Here is a 16,584-nt window from a genome sequence, read left to right as displayed (position 1 = left end):
TCATCAACTACAGTGAGTTTAAAAGCGAGGGAGTAATCGCGCTGAGTTCTTTTAGTTGTTGATTTCATAACACTCTCCAATTTTGGGGGTGGAAAGTGTCAACCTTATTTAGGACGGCACATCAACACGAAAAAGAGCAGCTTACGCTGCTCTTTTTGTTTCGGACTCTGCACGGCTAAATGACCCGTGATTAGCCGCGATGAATATTATCATTCGCCTGTTTGAGTAAGTTTTGGCTCTCATTCATAAATTGTTGAGAATAAGTACCAAACCAATCACTTACCTGCTTAAAGCTTTCGATGAATCGCGCTTTGTCTCTGCTATCCAGAATCGCTACCGCATCACCTAAACGCTGATGGAATCGCTTGATCATATCGATATTCTCTTGAGAAGAGAAAATGATATCACCGTACAAGTTCGGATCCTGACCAAACAGTCGTCCCACCATCGCCAATTCAAGGCGGTAGATTGGCGAGCTTAACTTCAACAACTGATCGATGTTCGGATTCTCTTTGCTAAGGTGCATACCGTAAGCAAACGACGTGAAGTGGCGCAGCGCCTGAATCAACGTCATGCCATGATCGTGCTCTTGTGCATCGATTTGGCACAAGCTTGCGCCCCAAATCCCAAACTGTTGCAATAGCCATTGGTAATGCTCGTGACCACGGCCATCACAGTACACAATAACCTGCTTGGCAAGGCTCGGAACATCTGGGCCAAACATTGGGTGCAAACCAACCACAGGACCTTGGTGCACATTCAACATTGCTTGCAGAGGCTTCGACTTGATAGAAGTCAGGTCACACAGAATGCAGTCTTGCGGCAAGTTCCCCAGTTTTTCGATCACCCCTTCCGTTAGATGAATCGGCACCGTGACCACGACTAAACCCGCGTTGTCTAGAATCTCATCCGCATGATCCCAGTCTTTACTGCCGAGAACTTTGACCTGGTAGCCCGACAATTTGAACATACGCCCAAACAGGCCACCCAATTGACCATTACCACCAATAATAACAACTGAGCGTAAATCAGGGTTCAAACACTTAAAACCGGAATCTTTCTCGCTGGCATAAGACTCACGCATTGTTCGACGCAGAATATCTTCAATAAGCTGTGGAGGAATTCCCATTTTTTCAGCTTCAGCGCGACGAGAAGCTAACATCGCCGCTTCGCGGTCTGGAGCATAAATTGGCAAACCATGTTCGCTTTTTACTTCCCCAACTTTCTCTACGAGCGCTAAACGCTGAGCCAATAGCTCCAACATTTGCTTGTCGACTGCATCAATCTGATCGCGTAATGCGTTAAGTTCAACTGCCATTGATGTTCCTTAAATCCTGTATTAATTAGCCTTTAGACGATTTTCTAAGAAAGGCACTAGCTCTTCATGTGCATGACGTAATAGTGCCTCAGTTGAATCCCAATTGATACATGCGTCAGTGATAGATACACCGTATTTCATCTCTTCAAGAGCTAAGTCAGAAGATTGATTTCCTTCATTGATATGGCTTTCAATCATAAGACCGATAATAGATTTATTGCCTTCACGGATTTGATGAATCACATCCTCCGCGACTAATGGCTGGCGACGGTAATCTTTACGTGAGTTGGCGTGACTGCAATCCACCATTAATGAAGCATCAAGACCAGATTTCGCCATCTCTTGCTCACACTCAGTGACTGATACCGAATCGTAGTTAGTTTGCTTGCCGCCACGTAAGATCACATGTCCATTAGCATTGCCCTGGGTGGTCAACAGTGCGACTTGTCCCTCACGGTTAATTCCCATAAAACGGTGGCTAGAGGACGCAGCTTGCATCGCGTTAATTGCGGTTGCCAAACTGCCATCGGTGCCATTCTTAAAACCGATTGGCATAGACAGGCCGCTTGCCATTTCACGGTGAGTTTGTGACTCCGTCGTACGAGCACCGATGGCTGCCCAGCTAAAAGTATCCGCCAAGTATTGTGGGCTAATTGGGTCTAGAGCCTCAGTCGCGAGCGGGATTTCCATCTCTGCCAACTCCACCAGAAGTTCGCGTCCAACATGCAGACCGTGTTCAATATCGAAACTGCCGTCTAGGTGTGGGTCATTGATCAGGCCTTTCCAGCCGACCGTGGTGCGCGGCTTCTCAAAGTAAACACGCATAACAATATACAGTTGGTCACTTAGTTGTTCAGAGAGTGCTTTAAGTCGCTTTGCGTAATCCTTCGCCGCTTCTACGTCGTGGATAGAACATGGACCGCATACAACAAGCAGGCGGTGATCCTTCTTGTGAATAATATTAGCGATAGTTTGACGAGACTCTTGAATAAAGCGACGTGCTTTTTCACTCAAAGGAAGCTTGGTTTTTAGTTCCTCCGGAGTAATAAGAACCTGTTCTTCGATAATATTAATATTGCTCAACTCACTTTTCTGCATAACTCTAACCTGTATATTTATTTTTACACCCAACCAAACCTTTGGTGAGACAACTAAGCTTTAACGACAAGATAACAGGCTAAAAAAGAAAAACAAGCGTACAGAATAAAAAACATTTAGTGTAAATTAAAGTTTACAGTTAAATGAAAAGCCAAAGTATAATTAACTTTGGCTTCTCATCGCTGTTTTGAATCTTTTACAAGAGGTTTAGCTAGTCAAGCGTTTCATCGCTTCACTCGCCGCTTTCCACTCTTGAGATAGCTTAAGTTCGCTTGGAGAAAATGACTGTTTTTTCAGTAATCCATCCGCGAGTGGCACGGTTGAAACCGGTAAGTTGTCTAATACCTCAACGTGCGCTTCTCGTTTATTACACATTAACAACATATCGCAACCAGCTCTCAATGCTTGAGCACCTCGCTCGGCTGGGCTGCCCATAATCGCAGCGCCTTCCATGGTCAAGTCATCCGAAAAAACCAAACCTTTAAAACCCAATTGCTGACGCAGGACCTGTTTTAACCAGTATTCAGAACCGCTGGCTGGTTGAGCATCATAATGTGGGAAAATCACGTGAGCAGGCATCATGGCATCTAAAATACCGGCATCAATTTGCGCTTTGAAGATCGCCATATCTTGTTCAAAAATATCACTGCGCTCATCGTATGGTGTTTCTAGATGTGAGTCTGCAATCACGCCACCATGTCCAGGGAAGTGCTTGCCTGTCGTTGCCATGCCAACACTCTTCATTCCCTGCATATATGCAGTGCTATAGCGAAGAATGGTATCGGCATCTTCACCGAATGCGCGGTTACCGATCGCTTTACATTGATGGCCTTGGTCAAGTACCGGGGCAAAGCTTAAATCAATATCATGGGCAATCAGCTCTGCTGCCATTAACCAACCGCCCATACGAGCAAGCTCTTCACCATTTTGATGTTTAGCGTACTCATCAGCAGCAGGAATTAATGAGAAACCTTCACGAAAGCGCTGCACTCGGCCGCCTTCTTGATCCACACCGATCAAAAACGGGCGCTTAGCCGCCTTTCGGATGGATTGAGTAAGTGCTTGAAGCTGTTCGCTATCATGATAGTTGCGAGCAAATAGAATTAAGCCACCAACCGTAGGATGCTCCAAGATTTCTTTGTCTTCAGCGGTCAGTTCATACCCCGCAACGTCAACCCATAACGGTCCCATGTTTTCTCCTCAAAATCGGCTGAATATCTCGTATTCGATGAGGTTATTCGCTTCAGATTTGCTTTACAATAAGTGAATGAAGAATTGACGAGATCGGCTATGAAATTTAACGAACTGTACATTGGTGTGATGTCTGGAACGAGTATGGATGGCGTTGATACCGCTCTAGTTGAAATAAGCGATGAGCATGTTCGCCTGATTGCGCACGACGACTACCCAATGCCCGCAGCGCTAAAAGACATGCTGTTATCTGTTTGTACCGGTCAAGCAACAAATTTAAAAACCATAGGTGAACTTGACCACCAGCTCGGCCACCTATTTGCAGATGCCGTGTTACAGCTGCTCAATAAGTCTGGTTACGTCGCAGAGCAAATTCGTGCGATTGGTAATCACGGTCAAACAGTGTTCCATCAGCCTACCGGAAACTTGCCGTTTACCACTCAATTGGGCGATGCCAACATTATCGCGGTCAAGACAGGCATTGATACGGTAGCGGATTTTCGTCGTAAAGACATGGCGCTAGGTGGACAAGGTGCCCCACTCGTCCCTGCTTTCCATAAAAGCATTTTTGCGATGCAGGATTCCACAACTGTGGTGCTTAACATTGGAGGCATTGCCAATATCTCTGTACTGCATCCAGAACAACCAGTCATTGGTTATGACACAGGCCCGGGCAATATGTTGATGGACGCATGGTGTGCGCTGCATAAAGGGCAAAGCTTCGACGAAGATGCACAATTTGCACTTAAAGGAACGGTAAACGCTACTTTGTTGACTCAATTACTCAAAGAAGCTTACCTCGCCATGCCAGCCCCTAAAAGTACCGGACGAGAACTGTTCAATATTGACTGGCTGCATCAACAACTGGCCCATCACAATTTACCAATCGAAGACGTACAACGTACACTTTGCGAGTATTCTGCAATTACCATTGCCAACGAAGTCGACAAGTTTTCTCATGGCATCACACCTCAACTATTGGTCTGTGGCGGTGGAGCAAGAAACCCACTTTTGATGCAGCGACTAGCTAAGTTATTGCCACAATGGAGCGTTGCGACAACGGCAGAAAAAGGCGTTGATGGCGACTACATGGAAGCAATGGCGTTTGCTTGGCTTGCGCAGCGCCATATTCACGACCTCCCTAGCAACTTACCGGAAGTTACGGGGGCAAGTCGTCTCGCTTCACTGGGTGTACTCTATTCAAAAAATTAAGGGCAATAGATCCTAAACAAAAAGGCTTAATTCATTATGACGAACGATGCACTTATCGCAGCTTTATCCCATCTGGTATCTGAAGGGCGAAACCCAGACACCATGGACATCGACTTGCTGCCTTCTCTCGATATTGTTCAACGCATCAACCAACAGGACAAACTCGTTCCTCTTGCCGTTGAAAAAGTGTTGCCTGAGATCGCTGAAGCCGTTGATAAGATCACGGAAGCATTTAAGGTCGGAGGTCGGTTGTTTTACATCGGTGCGGGTACCAGTGGTCGACTTGGCGTTTTGGACGCTTCAGAATGCCCACCAACTTTTGGCACAGATCCAGAGATGGTCGTTGGTATTATTGCCGGTGGAAAAGAGGCAATGTTCCGTGCAAAAGAAGGGGCGGAGGACGACCCTACATTAGGCGAGCAAGATCTTAAAGAGAATACGCTAACACAACGCGATGTCGTCGTTGGTATTGCGGCAAGTGGACGAACACCTTACGTGATTGGTGGCTTAGAGTATGCGAACGAGCTTGATGCCACCACTGTAGCACTATCTTGTAACCCTGACTCTCCGATTGCAGATATTGCTGATATTGCGATTAGCCCCGTTGTTGGACCTGAAGCGTTAACGGGATCCACTCGCTTAAAATCAGGGACAGCACAAAAACTCGTACTGAACATGCTCACTACCGCAAGCATGATTCGCCTAGGCAAAAGTTATCAGAACTTAATGGTAGATGTGAAAGCGACGAATGCAAAGCTAGTTGCAAGAGCGGCTCGTATTGTTATGCAAGCAACAGATTGTACTAACCAAGAGGCTAAAACGGCGCTCAAAGAAACGGACTACGACGCCAAGTTAGCGATTTTGATGATTTTAACCGGGCTGGATAGAGAAAGCGCAACTGAGCAACTGAACGCCAAGCAAGGATATTTAAGAAAAGTCGTGATCGCGCAAACTAATCAATCTTAATCAATAATGCGCCTCACTTATTTAAAAGTCAGGCGCCTTTTATGGCTTAATTTAGTAGTTCAATCGTTCAATGTGAGTAATACCGACTTTACCTTCAAGGTCACTGAACATATGAACCATTGCCGGGTATGGTTGTGCTCCAGGGTAGACAACTTCTGCATTACAGAAAAACGCATAGTTTTGTCCGGCTACGACTTGAGTAGCCACAACCAAAGGGGAGTATTTGACACCGACAAACCCCTCGATACCTTTAGCAAATACTTCTTTATTCTCTGCTGTGAGTTCATGAAATGGACTCCAGCCACCAGCCATTTGCGTTGACATAATGTGATTCCTTTTTTTCTGTGCTCACTATCAAGCAATATGAACATAGTTTAATAAGGAGGATTTTGCCACATTTATGTGATGCAGACAGTGTAACAACGGCTTTATTGACTATTAATTTGAGTATTCATTCCAACCACGTTGCCATTCCATGCGGAATTTTTGCGCTTGCTCAGTACCTTCACAAACCCCTTCGTAATACTGACCAGATAACCCCATTTGATACGCAAAAGCAGGATTACAATACTCACGTAAACCTTCTAAATAACCTTGGTCGTAGTCACTTTGCTTAACACTACCCAACTCACGAAGCTCGCTCATCGTGCGCGATGTGTGTCCGGTTATGCCATCTTGATATCCGATCTGATGCCAATCTCCCGACTTGGCAAGATCTGCTGTCGTTGCTGTGCATCCTGCAAGTAAAGCCAGTGCCAGACCTACCGTTACCTTTTTCATGGTTCTTCCTTAAGTAATTGTTTTCAAAAATAAGCTTACCACTAATTATTGGCGCTTGCCGCTGAGCTTGCAGATTTAACCACTGATGACTCAAATCAGCCGCTCAAGACTGTCATCAACCTTTCGCCATTTTTAAAAACCGCTCAAGCAGCATATCGACCACTCAGTGCTCTATTCGACCACTCATCTACTAACCGAATGCATTTAACACAAGTGACGCATAACATGCATCCTGAGATTGAAAAATTACCCTACCCAACTAAGACCAAGGACAATTGCTATGATGTGGTTTCTAACCTGTGTCGCAGCCCTAATCGGCGGATACTTCATCTACGGCGCTTTCGTCGAGAAGATTTTCGGCATCAATGAAAAACGCCAAACGCCAGCTCACACCAAATCGGACGGTGTTGACTTCGTTCCAATGTCAACAAAGAAAGTTTACCTAGTTCAACTACTTAACATCGCAGGTGTTGGTCCAATTTTTGGCCCGATCATGGGGGCACTATACGGTCCTGCGGCGATGCTTTGGATTGTAGTCGGTTGTATTTTTGCTGGTGCAGTACACGATTACTTCTCAGGCATGCTTTCAGTGCGTAACGGCGGTGCATCTGTACCTACCATTACAGGTCGCTACCTAGGTAATGGCGCAAAACACTTTATGAATATTTTTGCCATTGTCCTATTGCTTCTAGTTGGCGTAGTGTTCGTTTCAGCCCCTGCTGGCATGATTACTAACCTCATCAATGATCAAACAAGCTTGAGCGTAAGCATGACTACAATGGTTATTGCTATTTTTGCTTACTACATCATTGCGACGATTGTTCCTGTCGATAAAATCATTGGTCGTTTCTACCCACTGTTTGGCGCCCTACTTATCTTTATGTCTGTTGGTCTAATGACAGCCGTTGCTTTCTCTAGCGAACACACAGTAATGGGTGACTTCCAAGTTTCGGACATGTTCTCTAACCTCAACCCAAATGACATGCCGTTATGGCCTGCATTGTTCATCACTATCGCATGTGGCGCTATCTCTGGCTTCCACGCAACTCAGTCTCCACTGATGGCGCGTTGTATGGAAAATGAGAAAAACGGTCGCTTCGTATTCTACGGTGCAATGATTGGTGAAGGTGTTATCGCGCTAATTTGGTGTGCTATCGCTCTGTCTTTCTTCGGCTCTCTAGACGCTCTATCAGAAGCTGTGAAAAACGGTGGCCCTGGTAACGTGGTATACAGCGCATCATTTGGTCTGCTAGGTGTGTTCGGTGGTATCCTTGCGTTCCTGGGTGTGGTTATCCTACCAATTACGTCTGGCGATACAGCGTTCCGTTCAAGCCGCTTGATCCTTGCTGAATACTTCAGCATGGAACAAAAAACGCTACGTAACCGTCTACTGATGGCACTTCCACTGTTCGTTATCGGCGGTATCTTAACTCAAGTAGACTTCGGCATTATCTGGCGCTACTTCGGTTTTGCAAACCAAACAACAGCGGTAATGATGCTTTGGACTGCGTCCGCTTACCTACTGCGTCACAACAAGCTGCACTGGATTACCACTATCCCAGCTATCTTCATGACCACGGTATGTGTCACGTTCATCTTAAACAACAGCTCGCTAGGTTTTGGTCTGCCAATGCAACTATCAACTATCGTAGGTATTGTGTTTGCCCTAGCTGTGACAGGTTACGTTATCAAAACCTCTAAGGGTAAAGGTGAAACTGAACTGGCTGACGAAGAGAAACCACAAGCCGTATCAGAAACAGCGTAATACTCGTCACATCTGAGTGACTAAGATAGGAGCCTGCCAATTGCAGGCTCTTTTTGTTTTATACCCAAGTCACTTTAAGGTTCAGAAAGCACAGCGCAGCATCATTTACTTAGCTGTTCTTATCTATCTGAGCCAAGCATCTTGAGGTTACTTAGGTATACAATAACAACATTGATTCTAGGTTAGGTTCACTATGGAACTGGTCATCTCCCTTTTACAACAGATGTGTGTGTACTTAGTTTTGGCTTACATGCTAAGTAAAACGCCAATCATCTTACCTTTGCTGAGTATTTCTTCGCGCTTAAGCCACCGCCTAATTTGTTACGTACTCTTCTCTGGCTTTTGTATTCTCGGCACCTATTTCGGTCTGCACATCAACGATGCTATTGCCAATACTCGTGCGATCGGCGCAGTTATGGGCGGGCTGTTTGGTGGACCTGTTGTAGGTTTCGCCGTCGGATTTACTGGTGGCATCCATCGATACTCTCTTGGTGGCTTTACTGACCTAGCCTGCGCAATTTCAACCACCGCCGAGGGCGTAATTGGTGGCTTGCTCCACGTTTACCTTATCAAGCGAAATAAAGGCGCATTGCTGTTTAATCCAAGCGTCGTATTCAGCGTCACGTTTGTTGCAGAAGTGGTGCAAATGATTTTGCTGCTCGCCGTCGCGAAACCTTTTGATCAAGCCTATGAACTGGTGTCCGCTATTGCAGCGCCTATGATCATCGCGAACTCATTTGGTGCGGCGTTGTTCATGAGTATCCTGCAAGACAGAAAAGCAATCTTTGAAAAGTTTTCTGCGACGTTTTCGCGTCGAGCGCTCACCATTGCTGATCGCTCAGTGGGAATTCTAAGCAACGGCTTCAACACCGAAAACGCAGAGAAAATCGCACGTATTATTTACGAAGAAACCAAAGTGGGCGCTGTCGCGATTACTGACCAAGAAAAGATCTTGGCGTTTGTGGGCATTGGCGATGATCACCATAAACCAAACACGCCGATTTCATCGCAAAGCACATTAGACTCCATGGAGAAAAACGACATCATTTATCTTGATGGTGCGGAGCGTCCATACCAATGCTCCATTGCAAAAGATTGCAAGCTCGGATCTGCGCTGATCATCCCACTGCGTGCAGGGAAAGAGGTCATTGGTACCATAAAGCTGTATGAACCGAAGCGTAAATTGTTCTCGACGGCCAACATGTCGATGGCGGAAGGAATAGCCCAGCTTCTATCTAGCCAAATCCTTTATGGCGATTACCAACAACAACAAGCCTTACTCGCCCAAGCAGAAATCAAATTGCTTCACGCTCAGGTGAATCCACACTTTTTGTTTAATGCTCTCAATACTATTAGTGCGATTACTCGTCGTGACCCTGACAAAGCGCGCGAGCTAATCCAAAATCTATCGCACTTCTTCCGCAGCAATTTAAAGCAGAACATTAATACCGTGACGCTAAAGGAAGAGCTTGCACATGTGAACTCGTACTTGAGCATCGAAAAAGCGCGTTTTACGGACCGCTTAGAGGTTGAAATCGATATTCAACCTGAATTGCTGGACATCAAATTACCAAGCTTTACACTCCAGCCTTTGGTTGAGAATGCCATTAAGCATGGCATTTCAAACATGCTTGAAGGTGGTAAAGTTCATATCTACAGCGAAGCACACCCACAAGGTCACTTGATTACCGTCGAAGACAACGCAGGCAGTTTTGAACCGCCAAAAGAAAACCACTCAGGGCTAGGTTTAGAAATTGTCGACAAACGTCTCACTAATCAATTTGGACGTGATGCAGCGCTAAAAATTACGTGCGAGCCACATCAATTTACTAAAATGAGCTTTATCATTCCCCCAAAATCATAAAAGCACGCTGAAGCAATAAAGGTAATGTTGGATGTTAACCGCACTCGTCATTGATGATGAACAGTTTGCTCGTGAAGAGCTAGCAGAGTTACTGGATGAAACAGGCCAAGTTGAGGTCGTGGGCGATGCCTCAAACGCAATCCTTGGCCTAAAAAAAATCAATGAACTCAAGCCTGATGTGGTGTTTCTCGATATCCAAATGCCTCAAGTCACGGGGATTGAATTACTTGGGATGCTTGATCCAGAAACCATGCCTTATGTGGTTTTTGTCACGGCTTATGATCAGTATGCGATTCAAGCATTTGAAGACAATGCCTTTGATTACTTGCTCAAACCTGTCGACCCATGCCGGTTAACTAAAACGGTCAAACGACTAAACAAAGTCATTAGCCAATCCGCCCTAACGCAACAACTGTCTGCTATTACACCTGACACGTTGGATCAGATACCGTGCATCGGACACAACCGCATCGTTATCATGGCCACCGACACGGTGGAATGTGCTTACAGTGATATCAGCGGCGTACATGTACGCTCCACCAGCCAAACCGCGAGCACCCAACTGACATTAAAAACGTTGGAAGAGAAAACCCCTCTAGTCCGCTGCCATCGTCAATACTTAGTCAGTATTAAAGCGATTAGCGAAATCAAGTTACTGGAAAATGGGTTAGCGGAAATCATCACCAAAACAGGCTTTGAGATACCAGTAAGCCGCCGCTACTTAAAGGTGCTCAAAGAGATGCTCGGCATTAGCCACTAACACAAAAACTTCACACATCATCGCTGAGTTTCCGCTAGCGTATAAATAGGACGCTCTGAAAAGACGAGGCGATGATGTATAAAGTTTTATTCATATGTAAGCACAACGCTGGACGAAGCGTCCTCGCGGAGTCAATCGCAACCAATATCCTGCCAGCAGATTTTAGTGTCACCAGTGGAGGCTCACATCCCACAGGCAAGGTGCACCCAGTGGTGCAAAAATATTTAGATGACCACCAACTCCCCATTCCGCATATCCACACGCATTCATGGGAGGAGCGAACTCAATTTCTTCCCGACATCGTTATTATTCTCTGTGATTCTTTACATCAAGAAACCGCTCCTCAGTGGCTTGCAGGTGGTGTTCGAGTAAACTGGCAAGTTGATGCTTTTCCGACCGATGGTTCTGATGAAGACATGTACGCACATTGCGAAAAGGTTGCTCAATCGCTTGAGCGAAGAATCACGAAGATGTCTGATATGATTATCGATGGTTTAGGAAAAGACCAAATTCGTGATTACCTAAATGAGTTAAGAGAGATGTAAAAAAGGCGACCCACAGGTCGCCTTTTGAATATTCGATAAATGGAGACTAATCCACTTGCTTGATTTGAAGTTCTTTAGGTACTTCAAAGAACATATTCTCTTCACGGCCAAGTACTTCATCAACCGCTTCGGCACCAACGAGTTCTTTGATTCGCTCTAGAATCTGATTAACGAGCTCTTCCGGAGCAGATGCTCCCGCAGTCACACCGACCTTTGTTTTGCCTTCGAACCACTCAGGTTTGATATCTTCCGGACAGTCGGTTAAGTAGCCAGGTGTCCCTAACTTTTCAGCTAGCTCTTTAAGACGTGTAGAGTTTGATGAGTTTTTAGAACCCACCACAACCATCACATCTACGTCACCAGCTAATTCACGTACGGCATCTTGGCGGTTTTGTGTCGCATAACAGATATCGTCTTTACGTGGACCTTGGATATCTGGGAACACGCGGCGTAGCTCTTCGATAACATCGGCAGTTTCATCGACAGAAAGCGTCGTTTGGCTTACGTAATGAAGATCGGATGGATCTTTCACAATCGCCTTCAGTTTCTCAACATCGGCTGGAGTTTCAACCAAGTACATACCACCGGTTTCACTGGCGTATTGCCCCATCGTACCTTCGACTTCAGGGTGACCTGCGTGACCAATCAGAACCACTTCCATATTACGACGGCTCGCACGCGCCACTTCCATATGCACTTTAGTTACTAAAGGACACGTTGCGTCAAATACGGTCAAATCACGCTGCTTGGCTTCCTGACGAACCGCCTGCGATACACCATGAGCAGAAAAAATCACAATGTTGTTGTCTGGCACTTCATGCAGCTCTTCAACGAAGATAGCACCACGCTGTTTTAGACCTTCAACCACAAAACGGTTATGCACCACTTCATGACGCACATAAATCGGTGGCTGATACATCTCTAGCGCACGCTCTACGATGCTAATCGCGCGGTCAACACCAGCACAGAAACCACGTGGGTTAGCTAACAGGATTTTCATTTCATTGCTCATGGAAGTTATCTTTTATTTGGTTCGCTATTCTACTGACAAAATTTCAACTTCGAAAGTCACGTCTTGTCCCGCTAGAGGATGGTTGAAGTCCACAGTGACTGAATCGCCTGCAATCTCTGTAATAATGCCCGGGATTTCCATGCCATCAGGGCCACTGAAGGCCATGATTGTACCAACTTCCACTTCTGCATCACCTACAAATTTAGTGCGATCCATATAGTGAATATGATCAGGGTTTGGCATACCAAACGCGTCTTCTGCCTTTAGCTCAATCGCTTTTTGTGCGCCTGTTTCGAGGCCTATCAAGCACTGCTCAAAGTTTTCACTCAAGCTGCCATCACCCATAACAAACTTCGCTGGTTTACCCATGTTATGAGTACTATCTGCAACCGATCCGTCTTTCATTTTAATCATAAAGTGAAGGGTTACTACCGATTCATTGGTTATTGTTGTCACGTTAATGCTTCCTTGTTCTTGGGTTATTACGCTGTCAGCTTGGTCTTTTTATACATTGATATGCTGATTGGCGCTCCAACATAATAAAAAGCGTCGCTCGAATCAACGGACGACGCTTAGGGTTATTCGATATACCGCAAAAGATTACTTGTCAGCGTCTTTTTTACGGAAGCCATCCAGAATAATCATTGCCGCACCAATACAGATCGCCATGTCAGCAAGGTTGAATGCTGGCCAGTGGTAGTTACCCCAGAAGAAGTCTAGGTAATCAACAACAAAGCCATGAACGACGCGGTCAAACACGTTGCCCACTGCACCACCAATAATCAGTGCATAAGCAATGTTGTTCCATTTTTCTTTTGCTGGAAGCTTACTCATCCAGTAGGTCAAAAGACCCGTAACAACAAACGCGATACCTGTAAATAACCAGCGCTGCCAACCAGCTTGATCGCTCAAGAAGCTGAAAGCGGCACCGTAGTTATGAACGTAAAGTAGGTTGAAGAATGGCAACACCTCAATTCGGTTTGCCCATCCGTAGCCCATGTTGTCCATCACCACCAATTTGATGCCAATATCTGCAATAAATACCAGAATTGCTAACCACAGCCAGCGAACTCCAGATTGCTTTAACGTCAGTGCTTTTTCACTCATTACTTTACCTACAAACAGCCCCAGTAAATACTGGGGCTGTTAATTTTAAAAAAAGTTCAGTTGTTCTAGGCAATTACGCGAATTTACGTACTTCACCTTCGCCGTCTACGTTAGACACACAACGACCACAGATCTTCTCGTGACCTTCAATTGTGCCTACGTCTGGCGTGTGGTGCCAACAACGGTCACACTTCTCGCCTTCAGCTGCTGCTACTTCTACAAACAAGCCTTCGATATCCGTCGCTTGTGCTGCATCCGTCTTCTCACCTAGAGGCTTAACTTTCGCAGCAGATGTTAGTAGAACAAAGCGCAATTCATCTTCAAGTTTGTTGATCTTCGCCGCTAGTGCGTCATCAGCAAATAGAGTCACTTCAGCTTGTAGTGCACCACCAATGGTTTTCTCTTTACGCGCATCTTCTAGAAGTTTGTTAACCGCACCACGAACCGCTTGGATCTCAGACCAGAATTCGTTGTTCAGCTCTTCACCTTCAGCAAGACCGAATAGACCGTCGAACCACTCACCAGTGAATACGAACTTGTCGCGTTGACCTGGCATTTCGTTCCAGATTTCATCTGCAGTGAACGACATGATTGGCGCCATCCAACGAACTAGCGCTTCTACGATGTAGTAAAGTGCAGTCTGACAGCTACGTTGAGCGTTGCCGCCACGTTTTGCTGTGTACTGACGGTCTTTAATTACGTCTAAGTAGAAAGAGCCCATTTCGATTGAACAGAATTGCATTAGACGCTGAGTTACACCGTGTGTGTTGTACTCTTCGTATGCTTTAACAATCTCTTCTTGTGCTGCTAGTGCACGACCAACCGCCCAGCGATCTAGCGCAACCATCTCTTCAACAGGAACGATGTCTGTTTCAGGGTTGAAGCCGCTCAAGTTAGCTAGGAAGAAACGCGCTGTGTTACGGATACGACGGTACGCATCTGCGCTGCGTTTTAGGATTTCATCAGAAACCGCAACTTCACCAGTGTAGTCTGTAGAAGCAACCCATAGACGAAGAATGTCAGCACCTAGCTTGTTGGTTACGTCTTTTGGCGCAACCACGTTACCGATAGATTTAGACATCTTACGACCCTGACCATCAACCACGAAACCGTGTGTCAGTACTTGTTTGTAAGGCGCTTCGTCTTTCATCGCGATAGATGAAATTAGAGAAGACTGGAACCAACCACGGTGTTGGTCAGAACCTTCTAGGTATAGGTCTGCACTATTGCCGTTGTACTCTTCACGAGCATCAACAACAGAGAAGTGAGTAACACCTGAATCGAACCATACGTCTAGCGTATCTAGCACTTTTTCATATTGGTCAGCGTCAGCACCTAGTAGTTCAGCAGCATCTACATCCCACCATGCTTGAATGCCTTTCTCTTCAACCAGCTTAGCGACTTTCTCGATCAGCTCTAGCGTGTTTGGATGAAGTTCTGCTGTTTCTTTATGAACAAACAGAGCAATTGGCACACCCCAAGTACGTTGACGAGAGATACACCACTCAGGGCGACCTTCGATCATACCTTCGATGCGGCTTTGACCCCACTCAGGCATCCACTCTACATTCTTGATTGACTCTAATGCTTTAGCACGTAGGCCAGCTTGGTCCATAGAAACGAACCATTGAGGTGTAGCACGGAAGATGATTGGAGTCTTATGACGCCAACAGTGTGGGTAGCTGTGCTCGTAAGCGTGGTGGTGTAGTAGTGCACCTTTTTCTTTTAGTACTTCTACTACTGCATCGTTCGCTTTAAATACGTGCTGACCAGCAAATAGCTCTGTATCTGGTAGGTAAACACCGTTTGAGCCAACTGGGTTTGCTACTTCTAGGTTGTACTTGTTACCAACCGCGAAGTCTTCTTGACCGTGACCAGGAGCAGTGTGAACAACACCAGTACCTGAATCAGTCGTAACGTGATCACCAAGGATCGCCGGTACAGTGAAATCGTAGAATGGGTGTTGGAATTGAGAAAGCTCTAGGTCCGCACCTTTAGCAAAGCCAAGGTTGTGGAAGTGCTCGATACCCGCACGGTCCATTACGTCTTTCGCTAGCTCAGCAGCAACGATGATACGCTCAGCGTTGTCGCCTTCTGTTTGGATAAGCACGTACTCTAGATCATCACGTAGACATACTGCGCGGTTTGCAGGCAGTGTCCAAGGTGTTGTTGTCCAGATAACGATAGATACGTCACCGTGACCTTCATGACCTTCTGTCAGTTCAAATTTAGATAGCAGTGCCGCTTCGTCAGCCGCTTTAAAACGAACGTCGATAGATGGCGATACTTTATCTTTGTATTCTACTTCCGCTTCAGCAAGAGCAGAACCACAGTCTGTACACCAGTGAACAGGTTTGAAACCTTTTAGCAGGTGACCATTGCTTGCGATCTTACCAAGAGCACGAATAATGTTCGCTTCAGTTGCGAAATCCATAGTGCGGTATGGCTTGTCCCACTCACCCATGATGCCAAGACGTTTGAAGCTCTCTTTCTGACCTTCAACCTGACCTGCTGCGTATTCACGACATTTCTCGCGGAATTCCGCTGCTGTCACTTTTTGGCCTGGCTTACCTACTTTCTTCTCTACCATTAATTCGATTGGTAGACCGTGGCAGTCCCAGCCTGGGATGTAAGGTGCGTCAAAACCTGAAAGTGTTTTGGATTTAATAATAATGTCTTTAAGAATCTTGTTTAGTGCGTGACCAATATGAATGTCACCATTTGCGTAAGGAGGGCCATCGTGCAATACGAATGACTTTTTGCCTTTCTTAGCTTTACGGATTTCACCGTAAAGATCTTCTTTGTACCAACGCTTAAGCATTTCTGGCTCACGATTGGCCAGGTTGCCGCGCATTGGAAACCCTGTTTCAGGTAAGTTCAGGGTATCTTTATACTCACTCATCGATTCTTAATTCCGTTATATTGGGCGAAAATTAGACATTATGTTGAACGGTGGAATAAACCGC

At 45.7% G+C, this 16,584-nt stretch carries 15 protein-coding genes; 6 read left to right on the top strand and 9 right to left on the bottom strand.

Annotated elements, in window-relative coordinates:
- Nucleotides 1-190 precede the first annotated feature (190 nt).
- The 3 genes from tyrA to nagZ form a co-directional block, all read right to left on the bottom strand.
- A complete protein-coding gene (gene tyrA / locus NL626_RS22275; protein WP_005381901.1) occupies nt 191-1,318 on the bottom strand; it encodes a bifunctional chorismate mutase/prephenate dehydrogenase in 1,128 nt (375 codons plus the stop codon).
- A 21-nt stretch (nt 1,319-1,339) separates the two neighbouring features.
- Nucleotides 1,340-2,416 carry a 3-deoxy-7-phosphoheptulonate synthase gene (locus NL626_RS22270; protein ID WP_005381904.1) on the bottom strand — a complete coding sequence of 359 codons (1,077 nt, stop codon included), beginning with the start codon at nt 2,414-2,416 and terminating at the stop codon, nt 1,340-1,342.
- Nucleotides 2,417-2,623: 207 nt separating this feature from the next.
- Nucleotides 2,624-3,607, bottom strand: a complete 984-nt coding sequence (gene nagZ / locus NL626_RS22265; RefSeq protein ID WP_005381905.1) for a beta-N-acetylhexosaminidase — start codon at nt 3,605-3,607, stop codon at nt 2,624-2,626.
- A gap of 99 nt (nt 3,608-3,706) precedes the next feature.
- Here nagZ and NL626_RS22260 point away from each other — a divergent pair, with 99 nt between their 5' ends.
- Complete coding sequence (locus NL626_RS22260) at nt 3,707-4,819, top strand: anhydro-N-acetylmuramic acid kinase (protein WP_104975870.1); 1,113 nt, start codon at nt 3,707-3,709, stop codon at nt 4,817-4,819.
- Between the two features lie 36 nt (nt 4,820-4,855).
- Nucleotides 4,856-5,785: an N-acetylmuramic acid 6-phosphate etherase gene (gene murQ, locus NL626_RS22255; RefSeq protein WP_253657750.1), complete on the top strand. Its 930-nt coding sequence runs from the start codon at nt 4,856-4,858 to the stop codon at nt 5,783-5,785.
- A 51-nt stretch (nt 5,786-5,836) separates the two neighbouring features.
- Here the strand turns inward: murQ and NL626_RS22250 are convergent, their stop codons facing one another.
- On the bottom strand, nt 5,837-6,109 hold the full coding sequence (locus NL626_RS22250) for a hypothetical protein (RefSeq protein WP_005381911.1): 273 nt from the start codon (nt 6,107-6,109) through the stop codon (nt 5,837-5,839).
- Between the two features lie 114 nt (nt 6,110-6,223).
- Nucleotides 6,224-6,565: a DUF2799 domain-containing protein gene (locus NL626_RS22245; RefSeq protein WP_005381912.1), complete on the bottom strand. Its 342-nt coding sequence runs from the start codon at nt 6,563-6,565 to the stop codon at nt 6,224-6,226.
- A gap of 280 nt (nt 6,566-6,845) precedes the next feature.
- Here NL626_RS22245 and NL626_RS22240 point away from each other — a divergent pair, with 280 nt between their 5' ends.
- From NL626_RS22240 to NL626_RS22225, 4 genes are all read left to right on the top strand, one after another.
- Nucleotides 6,846-8,330: a carbon starvation protein A gene (locus NL626_RS22240; protein WP_253657749.1), complete on the top strand. Its 1,485-nt coding sequence runs from the start codon at nt 6,846-6,848 to the stop codon at nt 8,328-8,330.
- Nucleotides 8,331-8,523: 193 nt separating this feature from the next.
- Entirely contained in the window at nt 8,524-10,194 is a 1,671-nt protein-coding gene (locus tag NL626_RS22235) for a sensor histidine kinase (protein WP_005381915.1), read from the top strand.
- Nucleotides 10,195-10,225: 31 nt separating this feature from the next.
- Entirely contained in the window at nt 10,226-10,954 is a 729-nt protein-coding gene (gene btsR, locus NL626_RS22230) for a two-component system response regulator BtsR (protein WP_005381917.1), read from the top strand.
- 71 nt (nt 10,955-11,025) lie between these two features.
- Nucleotides 11,026-11,499, top strand: coding sequence for a low molecular weight phosphatase family protein (locus NL626_RS22225; RefSeq protein WP_017636163.1), 474 nt, complete (start codon nt 11,026-11,028; stop codon nt 11,497-11,499).
- 46 nt (nt 11,500-11,545) lie between these two features.
- Here NL626_RS22225 and ispH read toward each other — a convergent pair whose 3' ends face one another.
- From ispH to ileS, 4 genes are all read right to left on the bottom strand, one after another.
- On the bottom strand, nt 11,546-12,511 hold the full coding sequence (gene ispH / locus NL626_RS22220) for a 4-hydroxy-3-methylbut-2-enyl diphosphate reductase (protein WP_005381920.1): 966 nt from the start codon (nt 12,509-12,511) through the stop codon (nt 11,546-11,548).
- A gap of 24 nt (nt 12,512-12,535) precedes the next feature.
- Nucleotides 12,536-12,967: an FKBP-type peptidyl-prolyl cis-trans isomerase gene (gene fkpB, locus NL626_RS22215; RefSeq protein ID WP_253657748.1), complete on the bottom strand. Its 432-nt coding sequence runs from the start codon at nt 12,965-12,967 to the stop codon at nt 12,536-12,538.
- A 144-nt stretch (nt 12,968-13,111) separates the two neighbouring features.
- Entirely contained in the window at nt 13,112-13,618 is a 507-nt protein-coding gene (gene lspA / locus NL626_RS22210; protein ID WP_005385948.1) for a signal peptidase II, read from the bottom strand.
- A gap of 73 nt (nt 13,619-13,691) precedes the next feature.
- On the bottom strand, nt 13,692-16,520 hold the full coding sequence (ileS, locus tag NL626_RS22205; protein WP_017821497.1) for an isoleucine--tRNA ligase: 2,829 nt from the start codon (nt 16,518-16,520) through the stop codon (nt 13,692-13,694).
- Nucleotides 16,521-16,584 lie beyond the last annotated feature (64 nt).

It is taken from the genome of Vibrio sp. Y58_MX_L22 (assembly GCF_024181865.1).
GTDB lineage: Bacteria > Pseudomonadota > Gammaproteobacteria > Enterobacterales > Vibrionaceae > Vibrio > Vibrio alginolyticus.
Note: the sequence above shows the minus strand (reverse complement) of the source record. Positions and strands in the feature narration are given on the sequence as shown.

Excerpts from the sequence above, each read along its gene's own strand:
- tyrA (WP_005381901.1), bottom strand. The coding sequence starts at position 1,318 with ATGGCAGTTGAACTTAACGCATTACGCGATCAGATTGATGCAGTCGAC.
- NL626_RS22270 (WP_005381904.1), bottom strand. The coding sequence starts at position 2,416 with ATGCAGAAAAGTGAGTTGAGCAATATTAATATTATCGAAGAACAGGTT.
- nagZ (WP_005381905.1), bottom strand. The coding sequence starts at position 3,607 with ATGGGACCGTTATGGGTTGACGTTGCGGGGTATGAACTGACCGCTGAA.
- NL626_RS22260 (WP_104975870.1), top strand. The coding sequence starts at position 3,707 with ATGAAATTTAACGAACTGTACATTGGTGTGATGTCTGGAACGAGTATG.
- murQ (WP_253657750.1), top strand. The coding sequence starts at position 4,856 with ATGACGAACGATGCACTTATCGCAGCTTTATCCCATCTGGTATCTGAA.
- NL626_RS22250 (WP_005381911.1), bottom strand. The coding sequence starts at position 6,109 with ATGTCAACGCAAATGGCTGGTGGCTGGAGTCCATTTCATGAACTCACA.
- NL626_RS22245 (WP_005381912.1), bottom strand. The coding sequence starts at position 6,565 with ATGAAAAAGGTAACGGTAGGTCTGGCACTGGCTTTACTTGCAGGATGC.
- NL626_RS22240 (WP_253657749.1), top strand. The coding sequence starts at position 6,846 with ATGATGTGGTTTCTAACCTGTGTCGCAGCCCTAATCGGCGGATACTTC.
- NL626_RS22235 (WP_005381915.1), top strand. The coding sequence starts at position 8,524 with ATGGAACTGGTCATCTCCCTTTTACAACAGATGTGTGTGTACTTAGTT.
- btsR (WP_005381917.1), top strand. The coding sequence starts at position 10,226 with ATGTTAACCGCACTCGTCATTGATGATGAACAGTTTGCTCGTGAAGAG.
- NL626_RS22225 (WP_017636163.1), top strand. The coding sequence starts at position 11,026 with ATGATGTATAAAGTTTTATTCATATGTAAGCACAACGCTGGACGAAGC.
- ispH (WP_005381920.1), bottom strand. The coding sequence starts at position 12,511 with ATGAGCAATGAAATGAAAATCCTGTTAGCTAACCCACGTGGTTTCTGT.
- lspA (WP_005385948.1), bottom strand. The coding sequence starts at position 13,618 with ATGAGTGAAAAAGCACTGACGTTAAAGCAATCTGGAGTTCGCTGGCTG.
- ileS (WP_017821497.1), bottom strand. The coding sequence starts at position 16,520 with ATGAGTGAGTATAAAGATACCCTGAACTTACCTGAAACAGGGTTTCCA.